At 69.2% G+C, this 23,767-nt stretch carries 20 protein-coding genes; 4 read left to right on the forward strand and 16 right to left on the reverse strand.

What is annotated here, in order from left to right:
* Positions 1-74: 74 nt before the first annotated feature.
* On the reverse strand, positions 75-869 hold the full coding sequence (gene thyA / locus AB3347_RS03970; protein WP_369090455.1) for a thymidylate synthase: 795 nt from the start codon (positions 867-869) through the stop codon (positions 75-77).
* 289 nt (positions 870-1,158) lie between these two features.
* Here thyA and AB3347_RS03975 point away from each other — a divergent pair, with 289 nt between their 5' ends.
* A complete protein-coding gene (locus tag AB3347_RS03975) occupies positions 1,159-1,728 on the forward strand; it encodes a hypothetical protein (protein WP_369090456.1) in 570 nt (189 codons plus the stop codon).
* A 36-nt stretch (positions 1,729-1,764) separates the two neighbouring features.
* On the opposite strand, the gene AB3347_RS03980 is transcribed toward AB3347_RS03975, so the two are convergent.
* Both AB3347_RS03980 and AB3347_RS03985 read right to left on the reverse strand, forming a co-directional pair.
* Positions 1,765-2,424 carry a glutathione S-transferase family protein gene (locus AB3347_RS03980; RefSeq protein ID WP_369090457.1) on the reverse strand — a complete coding sequence of 220 codons (660 nt, stop codon included), beginning with the start codon at positions 2,422-2,424 and terminating at the stop codon, positions 1,765-1,767.
* A gap of 90 nt (positions 2,425-2,514) precedes the next feature.
* Positions 2,515-4,443 carry a hypothetical protein gene (locus AB3347_RS03985; RefSeq protein WP_369090458.1) on the reverse strand — a complete coding sequence of 643 codons (1,929 nt, stop codon included), beginning with the start codon at positions 4,441-4,443 and terminating at the stop codon, positions 2,515-2,517.
* A gap of 86 nt (positions 4,444-4,529) precedes the next feature.
* Here AB3347_RS03985 and AB3347_RS03990 point away from each other — a divergent pair, with 86 nt between their 5' ends.
* Entirely contained in the window at positions 4,530-4,871 is a 342-nt protein-coding gene (locus tag AB3347_RS03990; protein WP_369090459.1) for a hypothetical protein, read from the forward strand.
* Here AB3347_RS03990 and AB3347_RS03995 read toward each other — a convergent pair.
* From AB3347_RS03995 to wrbA, 9 genes are all read right to left on the reverse strand, one after another.
* Entirely contained in the window at positions 4,868-5,962 is a 1,095-nt protein-coding gene (locus AB3347_RS03995) for a low specificity L-threonine aldolase (RefSeq protein ID WP_369090460.1), read from the reverse strand. The genes AB3347_RS03990 and AB3347_RS03995 overlap by 4 nt on opposite strands.
* Positions 5,963-6,014: 52 nt before the next feature.
* On the reverse strand, positions 6,015-8,045 hold the full coding sequence (locus AB3347_RS04000; protein WP_369090461.1) for a Cache 3/Cache 2 fusion domain-containing protein: 2,031 nt from the start codon (positions 8,043-8,045) through the stop codon (positions 6,015-6,017).
* Positions 8,046-8,211: 166 nt separating this feature from the next.
* Positions 8,212-10,065 (reverse strand): ABC transporter transmembrane domain-containing protein, encoded by a 1,854-nt coding sequence (locus tag AB3347_RS04005; RefSeq protein WP_369090462.1) that lies wholly within the window; start codon positions 10,063-10,065, stop codon positions 8,212-8,214.
* A 37-nt stretch (positions 10,066-10,102) separates the two neighbouring features.
* A complete protein-coding gene (locus tag AB3347_RS04010) occupies positions 10,103-11,185 on the reverse strand; it encodes a lipocalin-like domain-containing protein (RefSeq protein WP_369090463.1) in 1,083 nt (360 codons plus the stop codon).
* Complete coding sequence (locus AB3347_RS04015; protein WP_369090464.1) at positions 11,186-13,771, reverse strand: FtsX-like permease family protein; 2,586 nt, start codon at positions 13,769-13,771, stop codon at positions 11,186-11,188. It abuts the gene before it with no gap.
* A complete protein-coding gene (locus AB3347_RS04020) occupies positions 13,759-14,229 on the reverse strand; it encodes a DUF4124 domain-containing protein (protein ID WP_369090465.1) in 471 nt (156 codons plus the stop codon). The genes AB3347_RS04015 and AB3347_RS04020 overlap by 13 nt, the downstream gene beginning before the upstream one ends.
* Positions 14,230-14,243: 14 nt before the next feature.
* Positions 14,244-15,668 carry an FAD-binding oxidoreductase gene (locus AB3347_RS04025; protein WP_369090466.1) on the reverse strand — a complete coding sequence of 475 codons (1,425 nt, stop codon included), beginning with the start codon at positions 15,666-15,668 and terminating at the stop codon, positions 14,244-14,246.
* Entirely contained in the window at positions 15,661-16,062 is a 402-nt protein-coding gene (locus tag AB3347_RS04030; protein WP_369090467.1) for a DUF2069 domain-containing protein, read from the reverse strand. The genes AB3347_RS04025 and AB3347_RS04030 overlap by 8 nt, the downstream gene beginning before the upstream one ends.
* Positions 16,059-16,679, reverse strand: coding sequence for an NAD(P)H:quinone oxidoreductase (gene wrbA, locus AB3347_RS04035; RefSeq protein ID WP_369090468.1), 621 nt, complete (start codon positions 16,677-16,679; stop codon positions 16,059-16,061). Before wrbA ends, AB3347_RS04030 begins: the two co-directional genes overlap by 4 nt.
* A 64-nt stretch (positions 16,680-16,743) precedes the next feature.
* Between wrbA and AB3347_RS04040 the strand changes: the two genes are divergently transcribed.
* Positions 16,744-18,093 carry a YihY family inner membrane protein gene (locus AB3347_RS04040; protein ID WP_369090469.1) on the forward strand — a complete coding sequence of 450 codons (1,350 nt, stop codon included), beginning with the start codon at positions 16,744-16,746 and terminating at the stop codon, positions 18,091-18,093.
* A 15-nt stretch (positions 18,094-18,108) separates the two neighbouring features.
* Here the strand turns inward: AB3347_RS04040 and AB3347_RS04045 are convergent, their stop codons facing one another.
* The 3 genes from AB3347_RS04045 to AB3347_RS04055 are packed head-to-tail and all read right to left on the reverse strand — an operon-like array spanning position 18,109 to position 20,559.
* Positions 18,109-18,417, reverse strand: coding sequence for an Mpo1-like protein (locus AB3347_RS04045; protein WP_369090470.1), 309 nt, complete (start codon positions 18,415-18,417; stop codon positions 18,109-18,111).
* Positions 18,414-19,247, reverse strand: coding sequence for an alpha/beta fold hydrolase (locus AB3347_RS04050; RefSeq protein ID WP_369090471.1), 834 nt, complete (start codon positions 19,245-19,247; stop codon positions 18,414-18,416). Before AB3347_RS04050 ends, AB3347_RS04045 begins: the two co-directional genes overlap by 4 nt.
* A 1-nt stretch (position 19,248) precedes the next feature.
* The gene (locus AB3347_RS04055) at positions 19,249-20,559 is read right to left on the reverse strand and encodes an O-acetylhomoserine aminocarboxypropyltransferase (RefSeq protein WP_369090472.1); all 1,311 of its coding nucleotides are present in this window, start codon (positions 20,557-20,559) and stop codon (positions 19,249-19,251) included.
* 191 nt (positions 20,560-20,750) lie between these two features.
* Between AB3347_RS04055 and AB3347_RS04060 the strand changes: the two genes are divergently transcribed.
* Positions 20,751-21,203, forward strand: a complete 453-nt coding sequence (locus AB3347_RS04060; protein ID WP_369090473.1) for a CBS domain-containing protein — start codon at positions 20,751-20,753, stop codon at positions 21,201-21,203.
* Between the two features lie 124 nt (positions 21,204-21,327).
* Here AB3347_RS04060 and AB3347_RS04065 read toward each other — a convergent pair whose 3' ends face one another.
* Complete coding sequence (locus tag AB3347_RS04065; RefSeq protein ID WP_369090474.1) at positions 21,328-23,604, reverse strand: EAL domain-containing protein; 2,277 nt, start codon at positions 23,602-23,604, stop codon at positions 21,328-21,330.
* Between the last annotated feature and the right edge of the window lie 163 nt (positions 23,605-23,767).

The raw sequence follows: 23,767 nt of genomic DNA on the forward strand, positions 1-23,767 counted from the left end.
ATGTAATTCCGAGTATAAATTGTTGTCTGCTTGCAAGCGTGCTGTCAAGTAATCTCTATGCGCTGCGGCATGTTTCAGACAGCGACCGGCGCCTTGATCGCCGGCTCCGGATCGTAGCCGACCACCTCGAAATCCTCGAAGCGGTAATCGAACAGCGAGTCCGGCTTGCGCTTGATCAGCAGCTGCGGCAGCGCCTTCGGCGTGCGCGACAGCTGCAGCTCGGCCTGCTCCAGGTGGTTGCTGTACAGGTGGCAGTCGCCGCCGGTCCAGATGAACTCGCCCACTTCCAGGCCGGCCTGCTGGGCCATCATGTGGGTCAGGATCGCGTACGAGGCGATGTTGAAGGGCACGCCCAGGAAGATGTCGGCGCTGCGCTGGTACAGCTGGCAGGACAGCTTGCCCTCGGCGACGTAGAACTGGAACAAGGCGTGGCAGGGCTGCAGCTTCATGTTCGGCAGGTCGGCCACGTTCCAGCTCGAGACGATCATGCGGCGCGAGTCCGGATTGTTGCGGATCTGGTCGAGCACCTGGGCGATCTGGTCGATGTGGCCGCCGTCGGGTGTCGGCCAGCTGCGCCACTGGTAGCCGTAGATCGGACCCAGGTTGCCCTGATCGTCGGCCCATTCGTCCCAGATGCTGACGCCGTTCTCTTTCAGGTAGGCGATGTTGGTCGAGCCTTGCAGGAACCAGATCAGCTCATGGATGATCGACTTGAGGTGGACCTTCTTGGTGGTGAGCAGGGGGAAACCCTGCTGCAGGTCGAAACGCATCTGGTGGCCGAAGACCGACAGGGTGCCGGTGCCGGTGCGGTCGGTCTTGACCGCGCCATGTTCTTTCACATGGCGCATGAATTCGAGGTATTGGCGCATGACGGATGACTCTGGGTGACAACCTGGCATTGTAACCGAGAGCGCGTGGCAATACGTCGATACCGCAGCAAGCCAGGCCGGCCCTGGGCGCAGCAATGACGTGGCCTGGATAATCCAGGGATTCCCGGCCGCGACGATCGTGACACGCGCCGCCTGGGGGCGGAGCCGGTGTCCGGATATGTGCGCATTCGAACCGACCGTCTTCGCTCAGTCTGCCTTAATGAAATCGGTCACCAGGAATAATCGGTCACCAGGGATATGCCGCCTTCCAGGCAAACAGGAGATTGATATGGGCAACCTCGACTCACAGACATCCACCATGCTCGCCCTTGTTGTGGTTCTCGTTCTCGTTGCGCTGGCCGCATGGTACTTCTTTCAAAAAAAGCAATCCGACCGATTGCAGCAGCGCTTCGGCCCGGAGTATGCCCGCACCGTGGACCAACTTGGAAGCCGGGCAAAAGCCGAATCGGAGCTCAAGGCGCGGGAAGCGCGTGTCGGGAAGCTGACCATCGTGCCCTTGTCGCCGTCCGACGCTGCCAGGTTCAGCCAGGCATGGGCGAATCTGCAGGCCGGTTTCATCGATAATCCACAAGGCGTCGTCGCCCAGGCCGATGTGCTGGTGCGCGAGCTGATGGCGGCACGTGGATATCCGGTGGCCGATTTCGAACATCGTGCGGGAGACATCTCGGTCGGCCACCCGGCGGTGGTGGAGAATTACCGCGCTGCCCAGTTCATTGCTGCACGCGATACGCGCGGCCAGGCCACCACTGAAGAGCTACGCAATGCGGTGGTGCATTACCGGGTGCTCTTCAATGAGCTGCTCGAGGTGAGAAACGACGTCCCGCCAGTGGCTGGCTGACGGGCGGCGGGGATCCGCGCCTGGTCGACGCTGCTCTCAGTCACCTGCCGGCGCCCCGAGCGGGAAGTAGTGACGGTAGCGGCGCGCCTCGTCCACGGCCCGCGCGAACGAGGGCCGTGACAGCAGGCGGGCGCGGTAGGCGCCCACCTGCACATGATCGGCCCCGATCGGGTGGGTCCAGTCGGCATAGAACAGCGCCGGCGCGGCGGCGCAGTCGGCCAGCGAGAAGTCGTCGCCCGCCGCCCACATCCGGCCGGCCAGTTCTCCGTCGAGCCAGGCGTAGGCGCGCTCCAGGCGCACCCTGGCGCCCGCCACCGCGTCTTCTCGCTTCACGGCGTCGCCCGTCAGCGCGCCCGCAACGGCGTGCTGCACCGGGTCCATCACGTGCAGATCGAAGAAGCGGTCGAGGAAACGCACGCCCAGCGCAGCCAGCGGGTCCGCGGGCAGCAGCCGCACCGGGCCGGGATGCGTGAGCTGCAGGTATTCGATGATGATGCTGGTCTCGACCACGTTGCGCTCGCCGTCCACCAGCAAGGGGAACTTGCGCAGCGGCCAGCGTCGCAGCCACTCGGGGGCGTGCTGGGGTGTCTCGGGGTCGAGCGAACGGAATTCAAACGGGACGGCGTTCTCGTACAGCGCGATCAGGACCTTTTGCGTGTACGAGGAAAACGGATGACCATAGAGGACGAGCGGCATGGCGGGACCTTTCGTTTGTGACCGACGCAGGCAGAAGGCATGACTCTAGCAGAGTCCGGTCGCAAGCCTCGCGGCCCGCGTCCCGTTCGTTCAGTGCGCGAACTCCACCTGCACCCCATGCAGGAAGAAACCCAGCGCGCGCGGATCGGCGCGGCTCGCCGGGCCGGGCGCCGTCGTGTGCGCGATCGCGATCTCGAGCACCGGGGCCTGTGCCAGCGCGGCAGGCAGGTCGAGCGGCGCCTGGCCGAGGGCGTGCGTACCGAGGTCGATGCCGTTGACGCGGATGCGCGACCTGCGCAGGCCATGGTAGTAGTAGCCGTCCAGGCCGATGGCGCGGGCCTGCCGTCCCGGCGGCAGCGACAGGCGCAGGGTCGCGCGCGGCCCGACGTTCCATACTGCGCCGCCCTGGATCACCGACCAGCCGCCGCCCAGGATCGCGGGCATGTCCTGCCCGATGGCGATGCGCATGACCGGCGCTGCGCCAGCAGCGCAGCGCAGCGGCGCGTTGTAGTAGCGCCAGCCCGAGGCCAGCGTCACCACGTCCTCGCTTGCCAGGTGGGTGCCGGTGGCGCACAGGCCGCCGCTAGCGCCGCTGTTCGACCAGAAGCGCATCAGCTTGCTCGGTCCGTGCGGCCCGCGGTGGACTTCCACCTGCTCGTGGGTGGCGAGGTCTTCGCGATGTCGCTCGCGTTCGAGGAAGATCTCCGGGTCCGGGTTGTACCAGCGCGGCGCATGGTCGAGCACCCAGGCCGCCAGGCGTCCGTGCTGGGTGAAGGCGGGGCCGCGGGCGGGCAGGGCCTGCCAGGCTGCGAGCCCCTGCAGGAACACGGCCGCGCCCAGCGCCAGCCAGCGGCGCCGCGGGTCCAGTTGCGCCAGGCCCGCCAGGCACACCGCCAGCACCGGCATCGCGGTCCAGTAGGCATAGCGCGCGACGACGATGGCGCCGCTGTTCCAGTTGACCGCGGCCAGGGCCGGCAGCGCCATGCCCAGCGTGAGCAGCGACGCGATCGCCAGATGCAGCAGCAAGGCGCGGCGCCGCGGCGGCGCCAGGCCGGCGAGCACGATCGCGATACAGGACAGCAGCGCCGGAAAACCGATCAGCAGGCCCTGGTTCAGGTCGAACAGGAAGGAAAACAGGCGCTCGGGCCCGATCAGGCCGGGGTCGGTGTAGTAGCGGCCGATGATGCTCGGCATGCCGAATACGGCCTGGCTGTGCAGGTAGGGCAGCAGCGCCAGCACGCAGCCGGCGATCACCAGCAGGGTGTCGCGCGCGCGGCGCGCTGCACGGGAGGCCGGGAACAGCGCGCTCGATGGCAGGTAGCGGTACAGCAGCGCATAGGCGGCCGCGGCCGGGATCAAGCCGGCGATCGACGGGTTCTGGGTGGCGCCCAGGCCCGCCAGGGCCACCGACAAGGGCAGGTCGCGCCGCAGCGCGGCCAGGGTCGCCAGCAGCACGCAGCAGCCGGCCAATACTTCCGGGCCGGCCCAGGCCGTGTAGTACAGGGGCCCCATCAGGACCAGCAGGCCCAGACCGGGCAGGCCGGCCGTGGGCAGCCAGGCTTGCAACCGCCATGCGCTCAGCCCCAGGATCGCCAGGTTGAGCAGCACCAGGCCCGTGAAGGGGTTCTGGCCCAGCAGCGTGACCAGGACATGGAAGGGCGCGGCCAGCAGCGAGTACATCCAGAAGTGGATCGCCTGGATGCTGCCGTCCAGTGCGCGCGCGAAGCCGTGCACGATCTCGCCGTCGCGCTCGATGCGTGGGATCGCTGCGTCCAGCAGTCCCGGCTGCAGGCGGCCGCGCGCCAGCGCCTGCGGCGGCAGCCCCGCCAGGGCGGCGACGTCGGCGCGGCGCAGCTCGGGCGAGCCGTGCGCCACGAAGCCCTGGGCCATCATCAGGTATTCCATGCCGTCGCCGATCAGGCGCGCCTTGGACAGGCACAGCACGGCGAACGCCGCGCACACGAAGGCGAGGGCGATGCGCCGCGGCAGCGCCATGCTGGCGAAAACGGTTCGTGGCATGAACATGGACAGGATGGAAACCCGACATTCTAGCAAGCCGGCGCGGTCGTGCGCGCTTGCGTCCGCGGCTTGGGTATAGTCCGGTCATGACGACTACCCGGACCTATCCGACCACGCCGGACGGCCGCTACTTCGTGGTGCGGGGACGCCTCTGGCGCAGCAGCGATCCCGGGCTCGCGCCGCAGCGGCGCCAGATGCTGGTCGAGGCCCTGATGCAGGCGCGCCGGCAGGTCGGCGCCGCCAAGCGCGCGGGCGACGGGCATGCCGAGCGCGACGCCCGTGCCGCGGTCGATGCCGCCAAGCGCGCGCTGGGCGAACGCGGTCCCGTATGGTGGACCGACGGCGCCCCCGATTTCAACCGCCGGATGGCGAAGAACACGCCCTATGCCGACTGGTACGCGGCGCTGCCGCCGGATGACGCCGGCTAGGCCGGCGGCGCGGCCAGCGCGCGCGCGAACAGGTCCAGCGCCGCGTGCACCCGCTGGTCCGGCGCGTTCAGGAGGTTGTCGCCCACGTACAGCTCGAAGAAACTGGTGCCCGGCAGGACGCCGGTGGCGATGCGGTTGAACATCCAGATGCCGTGCTCCTCGGCCAGCGCGCGCCGGATCGCCAGCGCGCGTTCGGGCGGCACCGGCAAGTGCAGGTGCAGCATGTTGACCTGGGGCGCGGCCGGATTGACGCGGATGAGTGGGTGGGCGCCCAGGGCCGCGTACAGGAATTGCGTGCGGCGCAGGTAGTCCGGCATGGCGGCCAGGCGCTGGTCGAACTGCATCGCCGCCGCCACCACATAGGGCGAGCGGTGGATCACGTTGCCGCCCTGGCGCCGGAACCATTCGGCAGCACGGTCCACGAATTCGCGGCTGCCGGCCAGCATGGCGCCCCCCAGGCCGCCGATGCCCTTGTACAGCGACACGTAGGCCGAATCGAAGCCGGCCGCCACCTCGTGCAGCGGTTTGCCGTAGCCGGCGGCGGCTTCCCACAGGCGCGCGCCGTCCATGTGCAGGTGGGCGCCGCGCGCCTTGCAATGGGCCTTGATCGCTTCCAGCTCGTCCCAGGGGGAGAGCTGGCCGCCGATCTCGCGCAGCGGCAGCTCCATCCCAACCGCGCCCAGGCGGTCGGGAATCGCGGCCAGGTCGGCAAGCAGCCAGGGACGGTAGCGATCGCCCGCCTGCACCGCCTTGAAGTGGCCCAGCAGCTGGTAGTTGGAACGTTCGTGCACGAAGATGTGCGAGGTCGGGTGCAGGGCCGCCAGGTCGCGCGCGCGGTCCTGGCAGGCCAGGCGCAGGGCCGTGACCTGGGCCAGGGTGCCGCTGATGCAGAACACCGCGGCCTCCATGCCGAGCAGGCGCGCCACCTTCGCTTCGAACTCCTCGATCAGGGCGCCGCTGCCGTAGACGTCGTGCTCGACGCCATTGGCCTCGCACCACGCGGCCATGGCGGCGAACAGTTCGGCCGGCGGACGGGCGCGGTGGCCGGGAAAGACGGTGTGGCAGCGGCGCTGCAGTTCGGTGTCGTTCAAGACGGGCTCCTGTGGCAAGTCCGCTACTCTACACCGAAGCGGGGCGGGCGCTTCAGTGCGCGTTCAATGCCAGGCGCTGCCGGGAGGCGTCGGGCAAGGCGCCGGCGCCCGCGTCCCCGGCCAGGCGGAACAGGCGCACGGCGCGCGCCAGTTGGCCGGCCTGTTCCTGCATCGCCTGGGCGGCGGCGCTGGCCTGTTCGACCAGGGCGGCGTTCTGCTGGGTCGACTCGTCCATCTCGCCCACCGAGCGGTTGACGTGCTCGATGCCGCTGCTCTGCTCCTGGCTGGCGGCGGTGATCTCGGTCATGATGTCGGTGACCCGCGCCACGCTGGCCAGCACCTCGTGCATGGTGGCGCCGGCTTCGGCCACCAGTTTGCTGCCGGCGTCGACTTCGCCGTTGGACGCGTCGATCAGCTGCTTGATCTCCTTGGCCGCCGCCGCGCAGCGCTGGGCCAGGTTGCGCACCTCGTTCGCCACCACGGCAAAGCCGCGGCCCTGTTCGCCCGCGCGCGCCGCCTCCACCGCTGCGTTCAGCGCCAGGATGTTGGTCTGGAAGGCGATGCCGTCGATGACGCCGGTGATGTCGGAGATCTTGCGCGAGGACTGGGTGATCGCCTCCATGCGCTCGACCACCTGGGCCACGGTGGCGCCGCCCTTCTGGGCCACGCTCGAGGCGCCCAGGGCGAGCTGGTTGGCCTGGCGTGCGTTGTCGGCGTTCTGGCGCACGGTGGCGGTGAGCTGGCCCATCATCGATGCGGTGCCGGCCAGGCCGGCTGCCTGTTGCTCGGTGCGCCGGCACAGGTCCATGTTGCCGGACGAGATTTCCTGCGAGGCGCTGGCGATCTGCTCGGCGCCTTCGCGCACCTTGCCGACCACGGTCGACAGGCCGGCGCCGACCGTGTTGATGGCCTCGGTCAGCAGGCCGATCTCGTCGCGCCGCGTGCTGTGCATGCGTGCGGTCAGGTCGCCGTCGGCGATGCGCATGGCGACGTCGCGCACCTCGGCCAGCGGACGCGACACGCTGGCGCGCACCACGGCGTACAGCAGCGCCGCCAGCACGGCCAGGGCCAGCAGGCCGAGACCGATGAAGCGCCGGCGCAAATCGGTGGCGGCGGCGATGATCTCGTCGCGGTAGGTGCCGCCGGCGATCACCCAGTTCCAGTCCTTGATGTAGGTGTAGGCGACGAATTTCTCGCGCGAGCCTGCTTCGCCCGGGTTCTGCCAGTCGTAGCGGATGCTGCCTTCCTTCTTCTCCAGGATCTCCCTGACGAACAGGCGGCCGTCGGCGGCCTTGCTGTCGACGATGTTGCTGCCTTCCCTGGTGGGATGCACCAGCAGGTCGCCGTAATGCTTGCCCGGGGCGGCATTGAGCACGTAGAAATAGCCGGTCTCGCCGACCTTGATCGCGCGGATGCGGTCCTTCAGCGACTGGATGTCTGCGCTGATGTCGACGCCGACGTAGAGCACCGCGACGATCTTGCCCGAGGCGTCGCGCGCAGGTTCGTACTGGGTGATGTACTGCTTGCCGAACAGGGTCACCAGGCCGATGTAGGTGCCGCCGTCGCGCAGCACCGCATAGGCCGGGCTGGCCCGGTCCAGTTTGGTGCCGATGGCGCGCTCGCCGTTTTCCTTCCTGACCGAGGTGCTGACGCGCACGAAGTCATCGCCGTCGACCGCAAAAATGGTGGCATTGCCGCCGGTCGCGGCGGTGAAGCTGTCGGGCGCGCCGAAGTCGAGGTTCAGCACCTTGCCGTCCAGCTTGAGCGTGGGCGTCGGCGCGCCGCCGATGTCGACGGTCGCGGCAGGGTCGAGCGCGAAGCTGCCCGCCAGGCTGTTGCGGAAGATGCGGCCGAAGCTCCGGGCCGAACTGCTGACGGTCTTGTTGAACAACTCGACCGTATTCGCCACGCTCTCGAGCTCGTTGGTGACGCTCTGGGTGGCGCGGCTTTCGAGCATGCTCGAGGTGGACAGGGTCAGCATCGCTACCAGCGCGGCGACGATCGCGCCCATCAGGACGAAGGCGATGGCGCTGATGCGGGTGCCGACGTTCCAGTTGGCAGGGTGATATTTTCGCGGAAGCATGATGAAGTAATCCATGAGCTGACTCGTGATACATCATACCTTTGTAAATTTCTGTAGCGCAATATAGACCCGCTGTTTTCAGCCCGCGGCGCGGCGGCGCCACAACAATCATGCCGATGCGGGCAGGTCGGACGTGCCGCGCAGCCGGCGCCGCGCGGCCAGCGGATCAGGACAGCTGTTCGAGCGGCACCGGCGCCTGGAACTGCAGCGCCGCCAGCTTGGCGTACACGCCGCCCTGGGCGACGAGCGAGGCGTGGGTGCCCGATTCCACCACCCGGCCGTCGTCGAGAACCACGATGCGGTCGGCACGCTGCACCGTTGCCAGGCGGTGGGCGATGATGATGGTGGTGCGGCCGACCATGGCCGCCTCCAGCGCGCGCTGCACCAGGCGTTCCGACTCGGCATCCAGGGCGCTGGTGGCTTCGTCCAGCAGCAGCAGGGGCGGGTTCTTCAGCAGGGCGCGCGCGATCGCGATGCGCTGGCGCTGGCCGCCCGACAGGCGCACGCCGCGTTCGCCCAGGAACGACCCGTAGCCCTCCGGCAGGCGCTCGATGAATTCGTGGGCGGCGGCCATTTTTGCGACCGCGATCACTTCCTCGTCGCTGGCGTCCGGGCGGCCGTAGCGGATGTTCTCCAGCGCGCTGCTCGAGAAGATGATGGTGTCCTGCGGGACGATGCCGATCGCGTCGCGCAAAGTGTGCAGCGACAGGTCGCGGATGTCGATGCCTTCCAGGCGGATGCTGCCGGCCTGCGGGTCGTAGAAGCGCAGCAGCAGCTGGAACAGGGTGGTCTTGCCGGCGCCCGAGGGGCCGACCAGGGCCACCGTCTCGCCGGCCGCGATGTCGAGGCGCAGGTGCGACAGCGCCGCGGTCTCGGGGCGCGAAGGATAGTTGAAGGTGACGTCGTCGAGCGCGACGCGGGCGCCGTTGGCCGTGCGCGGCGGCAGCGGCTGTGGATGCGCCGGGTCCTGGATGTCGGAACGGGCCGACAGCAGTTCCAGCAGGCGCTCGGTGGCGCCGGCGGCGCGCTGCGCCTCGCCCATCACTTCGGACAGTGCGCCGATCGAACCGGCCACGATCGAGGCGTACAGGATGAACTGGCCGAGGTCGCCGCCGGTCATGCTTCCTTCGAGCACCGCATGGGCGCCGAGCCAGAGCACGAACACGATGGCGCCGAACACCAGCACGATGGCCAGCATGGTGAGCGTGGCGCGCGCGCGGATGCGCCGGATCGCGGTCTGGAAGGCGCCGTCGACCGAGCGCTGGAAGCGGCCGGCCTCGATCTGTTCGTGGGTGAAGGACTGCACGGTGGGCATGGCGTTCAGGATCTCGCCCGCCAGCGCCGAGGCGTCGGCGATGCGGTCCTGCGAATCGCGCGAGAGCTGGCGCACGCGGCGGCCGAACAGCACGATCGGCAGCACCACCAGCACCAGCAGGCCCAGGATGATCGCGGTGAGCTTGGGACTGGTCACGAACAGCATCGCCAGGCCGCCCACGAACAGCAGGGTGTTGCGCAGGGCCAGCGAGATGCTGGTGCCGACCACGGTCTGGATCAGGGTGGTGTCGGTGGTCAGGCGCGACAGCACTTCGCCGGTGCGGGTGGTCTCGAAGAACTCGGGACTCTGGTGCACCACGTGGCGGTAGACCGCGGCGCGGATGTCGGCGGTGACGCGCTCGCCCAGCCAGGACACCATGTAGAAGCGCGCGGCGGTGGCCACGGCGAGCACGGCGGCGACGCCGAACAGGGCCAGGAAGGTGGCGTTCACGTTCTCGATGCCCTGGCTGCCGGCGCCGGCCCCGAAGCCGTGGTCGATCATCTGCTTGAAGGCGGCGGGAATGGCCAGCGTGGCGCCGGCCGCGAACAGCAGCGCGATGCCGGCGAAGGCGAACTGGCGGCGGTAGGGCAGCAGGAAGGGGAGCAGGCCCTTGAATGCGGCCAGGCTGCCTTTGCGGGAAGCCTTGGCGTCGAGGGTGCCGAGGGTGTCGGTGGTGCCGGTGTTGCCGGTGGAGCGGGAGGTCATCGTCTCGGTTGCGGTTCTTGTTGGTGTTACTGATGTTTCAAAGCTTCATCGGGCGGACATAGCCGGTCATTTCCAGGTAGCCGCGGCCAAGGCGCTTGCCGTCGCGGCCGACGGTCACGGCGCCTTCCCAGTACACCGCGCCGGTCGAGCGGCGCGAATCGAGCTCCTGGTCTTGCTGCAGTGGCGTGAGCTGCCAGCGCTGCGCACCCGTCGTGACGGTGGTGGCCACGGGGTACTCGGCGCCGGTGCGCGGCGACTTCCAGTGCGCGTCGGGGGCAAAATTCACCTGGTCGGGCGCGCAGCGGGTCACCCGGCCGGCGCTGTCGCGCAGCGTCGCGTGCGCCCATAGTTTACCACCTTGCTTGCTGCGGATCTGGAAAGCCATCAGCGCACCGCCGTCGTCGAGATTCACGCCGATCCAATCCCAGCCCGTGGCTTCCGGCTGCAGGGCTTCGCTCGACCATTCGTGGTCGAGCCAGGCGCTGCCCGTCACCGCCACCGGCAGGCTGCCGGTGCGCCCGACCTTGCCGCTCACCTTGAGCTGCGGTTCGCTGTAGTAGTGGCTGGCGTGCTGGGGACTGGCGCCCTTGCGCGAGTAGCCGCCCTCGCCCTGTACCAGCACCGGCTGGGTCGGTAGCAGGCGCAGTTCCAGCGTCAGTTCGTTCGAGCGGATCGTGACGCGGTAGCTGCCGTCGTCCTTGCCCCCGCTCTCGCGCACCATGCGCCAGTCGTCCAGCTTCAGGTCGGTATTGCCGGTGCGCGCCCAGGCCAGACCGAAGCCCTCGCGCGCGCTGCGCTGGTCGTGCACCAGGCGCCCGACTTCCGGGTCGGACAGGGCGGCGTGGCCGATCACCAGCTGGCGCGGCGCAAAGGCGCTCGGGTTGCGCGGGTCGTGCTCGGTGCGGCTGCGGAAGAACGTGACCTGGAAGCCGAGCGGCTTGCGGTCCGGGGTCTCGACCCAGCCGGTGACGTACCACCATTCGGTGCGGAACTCGGGATGGGCGCCGAAGTCGCGCGGGAAGGACAGGGGCGTGCCGGGAACGACCGGCGCGAATTGCGGCGGGTCGGCATGCGCCAGCCGGCAGCAGAACAGCAAGAAACACAACAGCGCAATGCGCATCTACCAATCCTCCCTGACCGCGCGTACCGGACCACCCGACAGCGCATAACGTCCCGACACCAGTGCCGTGGCGACCGATGCGCCGACCAGCACGCCGGCGACGCTCCCCAGCAAGCCCCACGGCAGGTGCAACTGCATCGTCCAGTGGAATGACTGGGGATTCACAACATAAACCAGGATCAGGCTGATGACCAGCCCCAGGGCGAAGCCGCAGGCCACGCCCAGCAGGGTCAGGAAGCCGCCTTCGAAGGCCAGGATGCCCAGCACCTGGCGTCGTGTGACCCCGACGTGGCGCAGCATGCCGAATTCCTTCGAGCGCGCCAGGGTCTGGGCCGAGAAGCTGGCGGCCACCCCGGACAGCCCGATCGCGATGGCGATCGCTTCGAGCAGATAGGTGACGGCGAAGCTGCGGTCGAAGATCCTGAGGCTTGCGGCCCTGATCTCGCCGGCCGACATGGTCTGCAGGGCCGCGCCGAAGGGCAGGGCGCGCACTTCTTCCTCGAGCCGTTCGGCGCTGCTGCCGCGCGCCGCGTACAGGGCAGCGTCGGTGACTTCGGCCTCGCCGGTGAGCGCGCGGTAGTCGGCGAGCCGGATCACGACCGAGCCGGCCTGGTTGGCGTAGTCGCGCCATACGCCGGCGACGAAGAACTGCGCCTGGCCGCCGCCGAGCGGCAGCCGGATGCCGGCGCCGACGCGCACGCCGTACAGGTCGAGCAGGGCTTCGGACACCCAGGCCGGACGGGCGCCCGCGGGAACCGGCGCCTGCGGGCCGACCAGGAACAGCAGCCGGCCCGGATCGCGCGCGTCGATGTCGCGCGCGATCACGACCACGTTGGGCCGCTCCGGCGACAGCGAGACCTGGCGGGTGCGCAGGAATTGGACCTGGGCCACGCCCGGCAGCTGTTTCAGGGCGGCCTGCTGCTGCGGGCTGAGGAAACCGGTATTGCCGCCGCTGGCTGCGCGGAGGTACAGGTCGGCCGGCAGGATGTGGCCCATCCAGTCGTCCACCGAGACCCGGAAGCTGGACACCATGATGCCCATCGCCACCATCAGGCTGAAGCTGGCCAGCACCCCGCCCAGCGCGATCGCGGCCTGGCCGGGCGCATTCGCCAGGCGCGCCAGGGCCAGCGACAGGACCGGAGGAGCTTTGGTGCTGCGCAGCACCAGGCGCTCCATGCGCCGGAAGCTTGCGGCCGCCAGGCGCGGCATCAGGCCGATGCCGCCGATCAGCAGCAGGGCGATCGAGAAATAGCCGAACAGGGGCAGCTCGAATACCGGCGGCGCGAAGGCCAGCACGGCGGCGAGCAGCAGGCAGAGCAGCGAAGGCCAGACCCGGGCCAGGCGCGCCAGCGCGGCCTCGTCGGCGCCGGACTTGATCGCCACCGCCGGACGCGCGCGCGCCGCATCCCAGGCCGGCGCCAGGCAGCCGAGCAGGGCCACGCCCAGGCCGAGCAGGAAGAACACGCTGGCGGCCAGCGGGGTGAACTGGACCTGCGGGCGGATGCCGGGGAAGTAGCCGGCCCCGAGGTCGCCGCCGAAGAAGCGCAGCGCCAGCGCCGCCAGCAGGTAGCCGCCCAGGATGCCGAGCAGCGCGCCCAGCACGCCCAGGCTGGCGCCCTCGAGCAGCACCTGGCGCAGCAGCTGGCCGCGCTCCAGGCCGAGCACGCGCAGCAGCGCGAACTGGCTGCGCCGCCGCATCACCGACAGCGCCTGCGTGGAAAATACCAGGAAGGCGCCGGTGAACAGGGCCACCAGCGCCAGCACGGTCAGGTTGACCCGGTAGGCGCGGCTCAGGTTGGCGTTGCGTTCGTCCTGGTCGCTGTCGTTCGGCTGGCGCACCGTGAAGCGGCCCGGGAAGTCGCGCTCGAGTTGCGCCGCCAGCGCACGCTGGAAGGCGGTGCGGTCGACGCCGTCGCGCAGTTTCAGGTCGACGCGCGAGAGGCGGCCCAGCTGCGCGAAGCGCCATTGCATGGCGCCGATGTCCATCACGGCGATGCGCTGGCCGGCGCGGGCGCGCCGCACCGGGCCGGCAACCCGCAGCAGCACCTCGCCGGTGCCGGCGCGCAGCGCGATGCGCTCGCCGGGGCGCTTGCCGAGCCAGCTCTGGGCGGCGGGCGACAGGAAGATCGCATCGTCGGCCAGCACGTCCAGCATGCGGCCTTCCTGTGGCGCGCCGGTCAGGTCGGGCGAGATGAAACCGGCGCGGAAGGCGTCGATGCCGACGATGCGCAGCGCGCCCTGGGAGCTGGCGGGCATGCCGGCCACGCCGGCCGAGAGTTCCAGCACCGGCGCCGCCACCGCCACCTGCGGCATCGCGGCCAGGCGCGGGTAGACGCTTTCGTCGAACAGCGGCTCGCGCCCGGCGACCTGGACGTCGGCCTGGCCCGACAGGCTCTTGACGGCGGCGGAGAATTCGTTGAAGGCGGCGGCGTTGATCAGGTGGATGGCGAAGCCCATCGCCACGCCGACCGCGATGGCGGCGATCGCCAGCAGGGCGCGCACCGGCTGGGCGCGCCACTCGCCGAACAGCAGCCAGCGGACCAGCGTGCCGGAGGGCAGTCGCGCGCCGAAGCTCAGCCCGGGCATTCCACCGCCAGTACCTCGGCCTGGCGCCGCGCCCGGGTGCGCGCCCGCGCGGCCCGATCGTCACCCGCGCCAACCTCGCGACCGGCGTGCGCGCTGTCTTCGTCGAGCCACTTGTGCTGCAGGCGCAGGCGCTCGCAGCGGCGCCGCTGGGCGGCGGCCGCGCGCTGCGCACGTTCGTTCGCGCGCGCCTGGCCGGCTTCGCGCCTGGCCTGGTCGGCGCGCGCGTCCTCGATTTCCTGCAGCAGGGCGCGTTCGCGCGCCAGGCGTTCCAGCGCCTCGGGCGCCGCCGCTTGCGTGGGTGCCGGCAGCGCGGTCGCGCCCGGGCCGCAGGGCCGGTCGTGGTAGCTGGGCTTGCCGCCTTCGCTGCATTTGTAGATGGTTCCCGCCGCTGCCGGATGATTGGCCAGGCCGGCCAGGCCGGCCAGGCAGAGCACGGCCCCGGGTAGGTGCTTCAGCATGTCGTCTCCCTGGTTCATAGAATTTTTCCAGGGTTCATAATGCCGAGCGGGTCCAGGGCGGCTTTGATGGCACGCATCATGTCCAGTTCGACTGCCGGCTTGTAGCGCGGCAGTTCGTCGCGCTTGAGGGCGCCGATGCCGTGTTCGGCCGAGATCGACCCGCGCAGGGCGGCGACGCTGTCGTGGACGATACGGTTCACGGCTTCCTGGTGCGCCAAAAAACTGTCGTGGCCGATCCCTTCTGGTGGAGCTATGTTGTAGTGCAAATTCCCATCGCCCAGGTGTCCGAAGCACACGACCTGGCAGCCGGGGAAGGCCGCCTGCAGGGCGGCATCGGTGGCGTCGATGAAGTCCGGGATGCGCGAGACGGGCAGCGAGATGTCGTGCTTGATGTTCTTGCCGGCCGCCGCCTGGGCCAGCGGAATGTGTTCGCGCAGCTTCCACAGGCCGATCGACTGGGCGCTGGAAGTGGCCAGCGCGGCGTCCAGGGCGATGCCGGCGTCGAGGGCCGCGCCGACGGCCGATTCGACCAGGTCGGCCGCATGGTCTTCGGATTCGTTGCTGGACAGTTCCACCAGCGCGTACTGCGGGTAGCGCGTGGCGAAGGGCCGCGGCAGGCCGGGAAAGTGGCGCTCGACCAGGTCCAGGCAGAAGTCGGACATCAGCTCGAAGCCGGTCAGCGCGGGGCCGCAGCGCTCCTGCATCAGCCCCAGCAGCGCGAGCGCGCTGCGCGGCGTCTCGAGCGCCACCAGCGCGGTCAGCACGGCCTTCGGTTGCGGGTAGAGCTTGAGCACGGCGGCGGTGATCACCCCGAGCGTGCCTTCCGCGCCGATGAACAGCTCGCGCAGCGCGTAGCCGGTATTGTCCTTGCGCAGCCCGCGCAGGCCATCCCATACCTGGCCCTGGGCGGTGACGACTTCCAGGCCCAGGCAGAGCTCGCGCGCGTTCCCGTAGCGCAGCACCGCGGTGCCGCCGGCATTGCTGGACAGGTTGCCGCCGATGGTGCAGCTGCCCTCGCTCGCCAGCGACAGCGGGAACAGCATGCCGGCTTCCAGGGCGGCCTGCTGGATGTCTTCCAGGATGCAGCCGGCTTCGACCGTCATGGTCCCGTTGGCGGCGTCGAGCTGGCGGATGCGGTTCAGGCGCCGCAGCGACAGCACGACGGCGCTGCCGCCGGCGTCGGGCACGCTGCCGAGCACCAGGCCAGTACGCCCGCCCTGCGGCACGATCGGCGCGCGCGCCGCGGCGCAGGCCGCGACCACGCGCGCCACCTCGCCGGAATCGGCGGGCAGCACGACGGCGCAGGCGCGCCCGGTGAAGCGGCCGCGCCAGTCGGTGAGGTAGGGCGCCATTTCGGCGGCGTCGGTGACCAGGTGCGCCGGACCGACGATGGCGCCGAGGTGGGCCAGCAAGCCGCTGGCCGGCAGCGGCTCAGTCATGCGGTACTTTGACCTTGTCGAGCAGTTCCTTGGCGAGGCGCTTGGCTTCTTTCTTGTACGGGTGCAGGAACAGCAGCGCGCAGACGTAGTAGACCACCACCAGCGCGATCTCGCCGATCGCCATGGCGCGCGAGGCTTCGGCGGTGTCGGCCCAGGCCCGCACCACGCCCTCGGCGAAATACACGAGGATGACCATCGACGACCATTGCAGCGTGTACAGGTCGCGCTTGATCACGCCGCGCAGCGGCAGCAGCAGGGGCAGCGCCTTGAGCGCGAGCAGCGATCCGCCCGGGTGCAGGGGCGCCACGAACACTTCCCAGGCGACCAGCCAGCCGATCAGCCAGATCAGGCTCGCTATCGCGCCGACATGAAAGACTTTTGCGGTATCCATCATTGCATTCCATGCAGTTTGACCGCCGCCAGGGCCAGACGTTTGCCCAGTGCGATGGCGAGCACGCGCTCGTCCTCGGTGAGGCCGCGCTTGCCGTCGGCGCCGGCCCAGTGCGAGGCGCCGTAGGGGCTGCCGCCGCTGGCGGTATTCATGAGTTCGGGATGCGAGTAGGGCAGGCCCATCACCAGCATGCCGTGGTGTAATAATGGGATCATCATCGACAGCAGGGTCGACTCCTGGCCGCCGTGCAGGCTGCCGGTGGAGGTGAACACGACCGCCGGCTTGCCCGACAGGGTGCCGTTGACCCAGTCGGCGGCGGTGCCGTCGAGGAAGTACTTGACGCTGGATGCCATGTTGCCGAAGCGGGTAGGAGAGCCGAGCGCCAGGCCGGCGCATTCGCGCAGGTCGTCCAGCTCGACGTACGGCGCTCCCTCTAGCGGAATGTCGGGCGCGGTGGCCTCGGCCACGGTGGAGACCGCGGGCACGGTGCGCAGGCGCGCCTCGAGCCCGGGCACGCTCTCGATGCCCTGGGCGACCAGTTCGGCCAGCTTGCGGGTGGCGCCGTGGCGCGAGTAGTACAACACCAGGATAGTCAGGTTCGGAGTCAGGGTCGGCTTCATCGTTGGTATTATAGGGCGCTTTGCTCAAATGACATGCCCTTTGACGGGGCGAATCGAATTCCGGATGCTTTCGAAAACCGACCATTCCCTGCCGCGCACGACCTTGCAGGCGCTGAGCCTCGGCGTCGACCGCGCGCGCGGCCTGACGCTGGGCGAAACCGGCGACCTGCTGCGCTTCGCGCGGCGCCGCCTGCGCGAGGAAAGGCTGCCCCAGGTGGCGGGCAGCCTGACCTTCACGACCACGCTGGCCCTGGTGCCGCTGTTGACCATCGTGCTGGCGATCCTGACCACCTTCCCGGTGTTCGACCAGCTGCGCCTGGCGCTCGACACCTGGTTCGTGCAGACCCTGATGCCGAAGGCCATCGCCAACACCATCAGCGCCAACCTGACCCAGTTCGCCAGCAAGGCCAAGGGCCTGTCGCTGGTCGGCGCCGCGGCCCTGCTCTTGACCACCACGGCCATGATGGGCATGATCGAGCGCGCCTTCAACCAGATCTGGGGCGTGCGCCGCCCGCGTCCGTGGTCGCAGCGGGTGCTGGTCTACTGGGCCTTGATCACGCTCGGGCCGATCCTGATCGGCCTGTCGCTGAGCGCCACCACCCAGCTGTTCAGCGCCACCGGCGGGCTGGTCAAGTCGCTGCCTTTCGCCGGCGCGCTGTTCTACACGCTGGTGTCGATCGCCCTGACCACCGGCGCCTACACGCTGCTCTACTTGGCCGTGCCGAACCGCCGCGTGCACTGGCGCGACGCGCTGTGGGGCGGGCTGGCGGCGGCGATCGCCTTCGAGGTCGCCAAGCGCGGCTTCGCCCTGTTCATCCGCCAGTTCCCGACCTACGCCATCATCTACGGGGCGCTGGCCGCGCTGCCGCTGTTCCTGGTCTGGATGTACCTGTCCTGGCTGATCACCCTGGTGGGCGCGGTGCTGGCCGCGGCGCTGCCGGTGGTGAAGTACGAGCGCTGGAAGCACCAGCCGACCCCCGGCAGCGCTTTCGTGGATGCGATGGCGGTGCTGAAGGTGTTGCACGGCAGCGCGCAGCTGAGCGGCTCGGCCATGGTGTCGAGTGCGGCGATCCGCGACCATACGCGGATCGGCTACGACGAGATGAGGATGCTGCTCGAGAAGATGGTGGCGGCCAGCTGGGTCGGCCGGGTGCAGGACGAGCTGCCGGCCCGGATGCGCTGGGGCCGTGGCGCTCGCGAGAACGTCGAGAACTGGGTACTGCTGGCCGATCCCGGCAAGCTGCGCCTGGCCGACGTGTACCGACTGTTCGTGTTCGATGCCGGCGCGGGCGAGGAGCCCTTGCCGGACGCGCCGCTAACGCTCGACACCGCGGCGCTGGCGCGCCGGGTCGAGGCGGCGGTCGAGGACGGACTGGCGCAGAGCCTGGCCGCGCATTTCGGCGCCGCAGGCTGAGCTTACCAGCTGAGCTTACCAGCTGAGCTTGCCAGTAAGCATCTGCCAGTACATCACCCAGTCGGCGCGGAACGAGAACCAGGGCTGGGAAAACGAGGCCGGCCGGTTCTTCTCGTAGAAGAAGTGGCCGATCCAGGCGCCGCCGTAGCCGCTGACGAGGGCGAACAGCAGCCACCAGGCGTTCAGGCTGTCGATGTACTGGGCGATGGCCGCGATCGCCGACGAGGTGCCGATGAAATGGGCGCGGCGGCAGCGGCGGTCGGCATGCTGGGTCAGGTAGTAGGGGTAGAACTCGGCAAAGCTGGCGTAACGTGCCGTCGTCATGGCGCCTCCTCGGTGTCCGCACTCGGGATCGACGCGGCAAACGCCGCCAGGGCGTCCAGCACCGCGTCGGGCGCTTCGGCCATCATCTGGTGGCCGGCGTCCACGTGGACGATTTTGCCATGCTTGACCAGGCCAGTCAGCAGTTTCGTCGAACGGGGCGGGGTCATCGCATCCTTTTTTCCGAGCACGAACAGGGTCGGGCAGCGCACCGCAGCGGCGGCCGCTTCGCCATTGGCATAGCCGTTGCACGCGGCGAAATCGGTGTAGAACAAGCGCTCCGGATTGCGCGCCGACATACGCTGCATCAGGCGCCGCGCGCCGCCCATCACCGAAAAGCCCGGGCCGGGACAGGAGGGCTTGTGCGCGATCGAGGAATGCGACCAGATGTTGACCATGTCGATGGCTGCGGCTTCGTCGCTGCGCGCGGTCTCGAGCAGGGTGTCGGACACCTTCATCGGGTAGGTCGTGCCGAGCAGGGCCAGGCCGGCGACGCGCGCCGGCGCGCGCCGGCTTGCTTCCAGCGCGATCAGCGAGCCCATGCTGTGGCCGCACAGGACGGCGCGGCGCACGCCGGCCGCGTCCAGCAGCGCCAGGATCCAGTCGGCCATGGCTTCCACGCTGGCCAGGGTCGGGCCGCTGCTGCGTCCGTGGCCCGGCAGGTCGACCGCCAGCACCGCGTGGCCGTGGTGCGCCAAGTAGCGGCTCTGCAGCGCCCACACCGAGTGGTCGTTCTGGGCGCCGTGGATCAGCACGATCGCCGGCAGGCTGGGGTCGAAGGCTTTGCCGCCGGTGTAGGCGTAGGCGCCGAGGCCGTTGATGTCGAATTGCATCTCAGGCTCCCTTCTGCGCCATCTTCAGGGCGCGCTTGAGGTCGTCGATCAGGTCGTCCGGGTCTTCCAGGCCGACCGACAGGCGCATCGTGCCTTCGGTGATGCCGGAAGCCGCCAGTTGCTCGGCCGGAACCCGGAAGTGGGTCGTCGAGGCCGGATGGATGACCAGGGATTTGGCGTCGCCCACATTCGCCAGGTGCGAGAACACCTGCAGGCTGTCGGCGAAGCGGCGGCCGGCGGCGCGGTCGCCCTTGAGCGCGAAGGTGAACACGGCGCCGCAGCCCTTCGGCAGCAGCGTGCGCGCCAGCAGGTGGTCCGGGTGCGATGCGAGTTCCGGATAGGACACCGATTCGACCATCGGGTGCGACAGCAGGAACTCGACCATGCGCCGGGTGTTGGCCACGTGGCGCTCCATGCGCAGGCCGAGGGTCTCGATGCCCTGCAGGATGGCGAAGGCGTTGTGCGGGCTCATCGCCGCACCGAAGTCGCGCAGTCCTTCGCGGCGCGCGCGCAGCGCGAACGGGGCCACGGTCGACTCTTCCGCGAACACCATGCCGTGGAAGCCCTCGTAGGGTTCGCACAGTTCCGGGAAGCGCCCGCTCTTCGCATGGGCGGCGTCCCAGTCGAAGCTGCCGCCGTCGACCAGCAGGCCGCCGATTGCGGTGCCATGCCCGCACAGGAACTTGGTGGCCGAATGGAACAGCAGGTCGGCGCCCAGATCGAAGGGGCGCTGCAGCCAGGGCGTGGTGAAGGTGGCGTCGACCATCAGCGGCAGATCGTGCTCGTGGGCGAGGGCGGCGATGCGCGGGATGTCCAGCACGTCGAGGCCCGGGTTGCCGAGGGTTTCGCCGAACAGCACTTTGGTGTTCGGGCGGATCGCGGCGCGCCAGGCGTCGAGGTCGCGCGGGTTGACGAAGGTGGTCTCGATGCCGAAGCGGCGCAGCGTGTAGTGCAGCAGGTTGTGGGCGCCGCCGTACAGCGCGCTCGACGCCACCACGTGGCTGCCGGCGCCGGCAATGGTGGCCAGGCCCAGGTGCATCGCGGCCTGGCCGCTGGCGGTGGCGATCCCGGCCACGCCGCCTTCCAGCGCGGCGATGCGCTCTTCCAGCACCGCATTGGTCGGGTTCGAGATGCGCGAGTACACGTGGCCGGCGCGCTCCATGTTGAACAGGGCGGCCGCATGGTCCGAATCGCGGAACGCGAACGAGGAGGTGAAATGGATCGGCGTGGCGCGTGCGCCGGTGGCCGGGTCGGGTGCGCTGCCGGCATGCAGGGCCAGCGTGTCGAAGCCGGGATACTGTGGACCGCTCATCTTGTAGGCTGTTTCACGAAAAGCGCGATTCGCGCGATGGGCGCGATGCTAACATCGATTTATGCTTTCGCAACATTGCGGCGCACCGGAAGGGGCAATGCTGGATTTTTTGGCGGGCATCGGCTACAGTCAGCCTTATGAGTTATACAAATATTGCTGAAATTACAAACCAACCGGACGGGGTGGCCACCATGAAAGTCTCCGAGATCCTGCAGGTGAAAGGCGAAATCCTCTATACCGTCACGCCGGACATGCCGCTGGTACAGGCAGCCGCGACCATGGCGGAAAAGGACATCGGCTCGCTGGTCGTCATGGAATACGGCGACCTGGTCGGCATGCTGACCTTCCGCGAAGTGATCAAGGAGCTGCACGCGCAGGGCGGGGCGCTCGGCAACGGCACCGTGCGCAAGGTGATGGACGACAGCCCGATCACCGTGACCCCGGACACCGAAGTCAACGAAGTGCGCCGCATCATGCTGGAAAAGCACGCGCGCTACCTGCCGGTAATGAACGCCCGCACCCTGCTGGGCGTGATCTCGTTCTACGACGTGGCCAAGGCGGTGCTGGAAGCGCAGAGCTTCGAGAACCGCATGCTGAAAGCGTATATCCGCGACTGGCCGGCCGAGCAGGCCGCCGAAGACTGAATTGCTAGGGTGGTCGGCTCGGCCGGCCGCGCGTTCAACTTTCGCTTGCGTCGTCACAGCGCCGGGCCTGGCTGGACGCGCGGCCGGCATAGCCGGCCACCCCACGTAATCGCGGCTGCGCTATTTACGCCGCCTCGATCAAGGCCTGGTTCCCCAGCCACTCCAGCAGCGCTTCCGGCGACAGCGGCCGTGCGAACAGGAAGCCCTGCGCCAGCGGGCAGCCGAGCGAGCGCAGGATGTGCGCCTGGCGCTCGTCCTCGACCCCTTCCGCGATCACCGACAGGCCCAGGTTGCGGCCCAGCTGGATCACCATCTCCGCGATGCTGCTGCCGCGCGCCGAGCCGGTGATCTCGGTGACGAAGGTGCGGTCGATCTTGAGGCGGTCGACCTGCAGGCGCTGCAGGTGCGACAGCGAAGAGAAGCCGGTGCCGAAGTCGTCGATCGCGATCGACACCCCGGTGCGCTTGACCTGGGCCAGCTTCTCGACCAGCAGCGAAGGCTCTTCCATCGCCATCGATTCGGTGATTTCCAGTTCCACGAACTCGGGCGGCGCGCCGGTGAGCTCGAGCGCGCGACGCAGCATGTCGACGAACTGCGGATGGCGGAACTGCACCTGCGAGACGTTCACCGACATCGTGAACGCGCGGTGGCCGCTGGCGCGCAGGCGCACCAGTTCGGCCAGCGCCTGGCGCAGCACCCATTCGCCGATGTCGACGATCAGGCCCGAGTACTCGGCGATCGGGATGAAGCGGTCCGGCCCGATCAGGCGCCCGTCCTCGGTGCGCCAGCGCAGCAGCGCCTCGGCGCCGAAGGCGCGGTTGCTGGCCAGCTCCACTTGCGGCTGGTAGGCCAGGAACAGTTCGCCGCGCTGGAAGCCGCTGCGCAGCGCGTGCATCATGCGCACCCGCTCGCGGATCTCGACCCCCATGCTGCGCGAAAAATAGAAGTGGCCGGCGCGCTGCTGCGACTTGGCGCGCTTGAGCGCGATGTCGGCATCCTTGAGCGCGTCGGCGCCGCTGCCGTCGTGCTCCACCAGGCGTACCAGGCCCAGGGTGGCGGAGACCTGCACGTCCTGGCCGTCGATGTGGAAGGGTACCCGGAACAGGGCCTGGATCGCGGCCGGCTGCACCGCCCCGGCGTCGCCCAGCACGCAGAAGATGTCGCCGCCGATGCGCGCCACGTCGAGCGTTGGGTCGAGCTGCGACTTCAGGCGCTTGCCCACGGCCACCAGCAGCAGGTCGCCGAAATGGTGGCCGAGCGCATCGTTGGTCTCGGCGAAGTGGTCGAGGTCGACCAGGGCCAGCGTGGCCGCGCCGCGCTGCGGCCCGGCCAGCAGCGCATCGAGCAGTTCGACCACGCGGGTGCGGTTCGGCAGGCCGGTCAGCTGGTCGCGGAACGCGGCCTGGTTCAGGTGCGTGACCAGTTCCACGTTGTCGAGGCCGACCGCCACCACGCTGGCGAACACGTCCAGCAGGCGGCGCTCGATGTCGCCGATGCCGCGTTCGAACGGGATGCAGGCGGCGAAATCGCGCCCGGCCTTGCCGGGGAAGTGCAGCGACAGCCAGCCGTCGGCGGCCAGGCCGGCGCGCGCCGCCAGCGTGCGGCCCGCCACCGCGGCCAGCAGCGGATCGCGCTGCGGGCTCAGTTCGCGCCCTTCGAGGAAGGCGTGGGCGCCGGCTGCCGCCACCACGTGCAGGACGTCGGGACGGCCCTGGCCGCTTTCGCGCACGCACAGCACGCCGGCCGCCTGCTGCCCGAGCAAGGTGGCGGCCTGCAGCAGCACGCCCTGGGCCACGTCGCGCACGCCGTGCAGGGCCATCAGCTGGGCGCCGGCCGTGACGATCTGCTCGAGCCCGGCGCGGCTGGCGTCGAGGGCGCGCAACTGCTGATAGGAGCGCACCGCGGCCGCCACCGCCGTGTACAGCTTGGTGCGGGTGAGTTCGGATTTGGTGCGGTAGTCGTTGATGTCGTAGCCGCGGATGGCATCGAGTTCGGGCGCATAGCCGGGCTGGCCGGTGCGCAGGATGATGCGCAGCTCGATCATGCCCAGTTCCTCGCGGATCTGGCGCACCAGCTGCAGGCCGGCGTCGGGGCGTTCCATGACCACGTCGAGAAGCAGCACCGCGATGTCGGGCTCGCGCTCGAGCAGGGTGCGCGCTTCCTGCGCCGAGTAAGCGTGCAGGAACTCCAGCGGACGGCCCTGCATCTCGACGTTCTTCAGGGCGAAGGTGGTGGTCGAATGCACGTCGGCGTCGTCGTCCACCACCAGGATGCGCCAGCTGGCCCGCTGGGCGGTGGCGTCGCCGGAAGCGGCCGCCTCGGCCTCGTCGATGAAGAAGAGGTCGTCGCGGTCATCGCTCGTTTCCGTCGGTGTGCCAGTCGGTGGCATCTGGGCTGACATGCGCTGCATCTCCAGTGGGCTGGGCTTTCGATCCGTCCAGTATATATGGAATTGCCAATTTGTAAGCTTGAAAACCCATAGACGCAGATAATATGTATCCATACGGCAACTATTCAGGAAAAATGCGACGAAGGTCTTGCCATTCGCCTGGACGGCGGGGCTG

Origin of the sequence: Massilia sp. X63 (genome assembly GCF_041023745.1) — a bacterium.
Classification (GTDB): domain Bacteria; phylum Pseudomonadota; class Gammaproteobacteria; order Burkholderiales; family Burkholderiaceae_D; genus Telluria.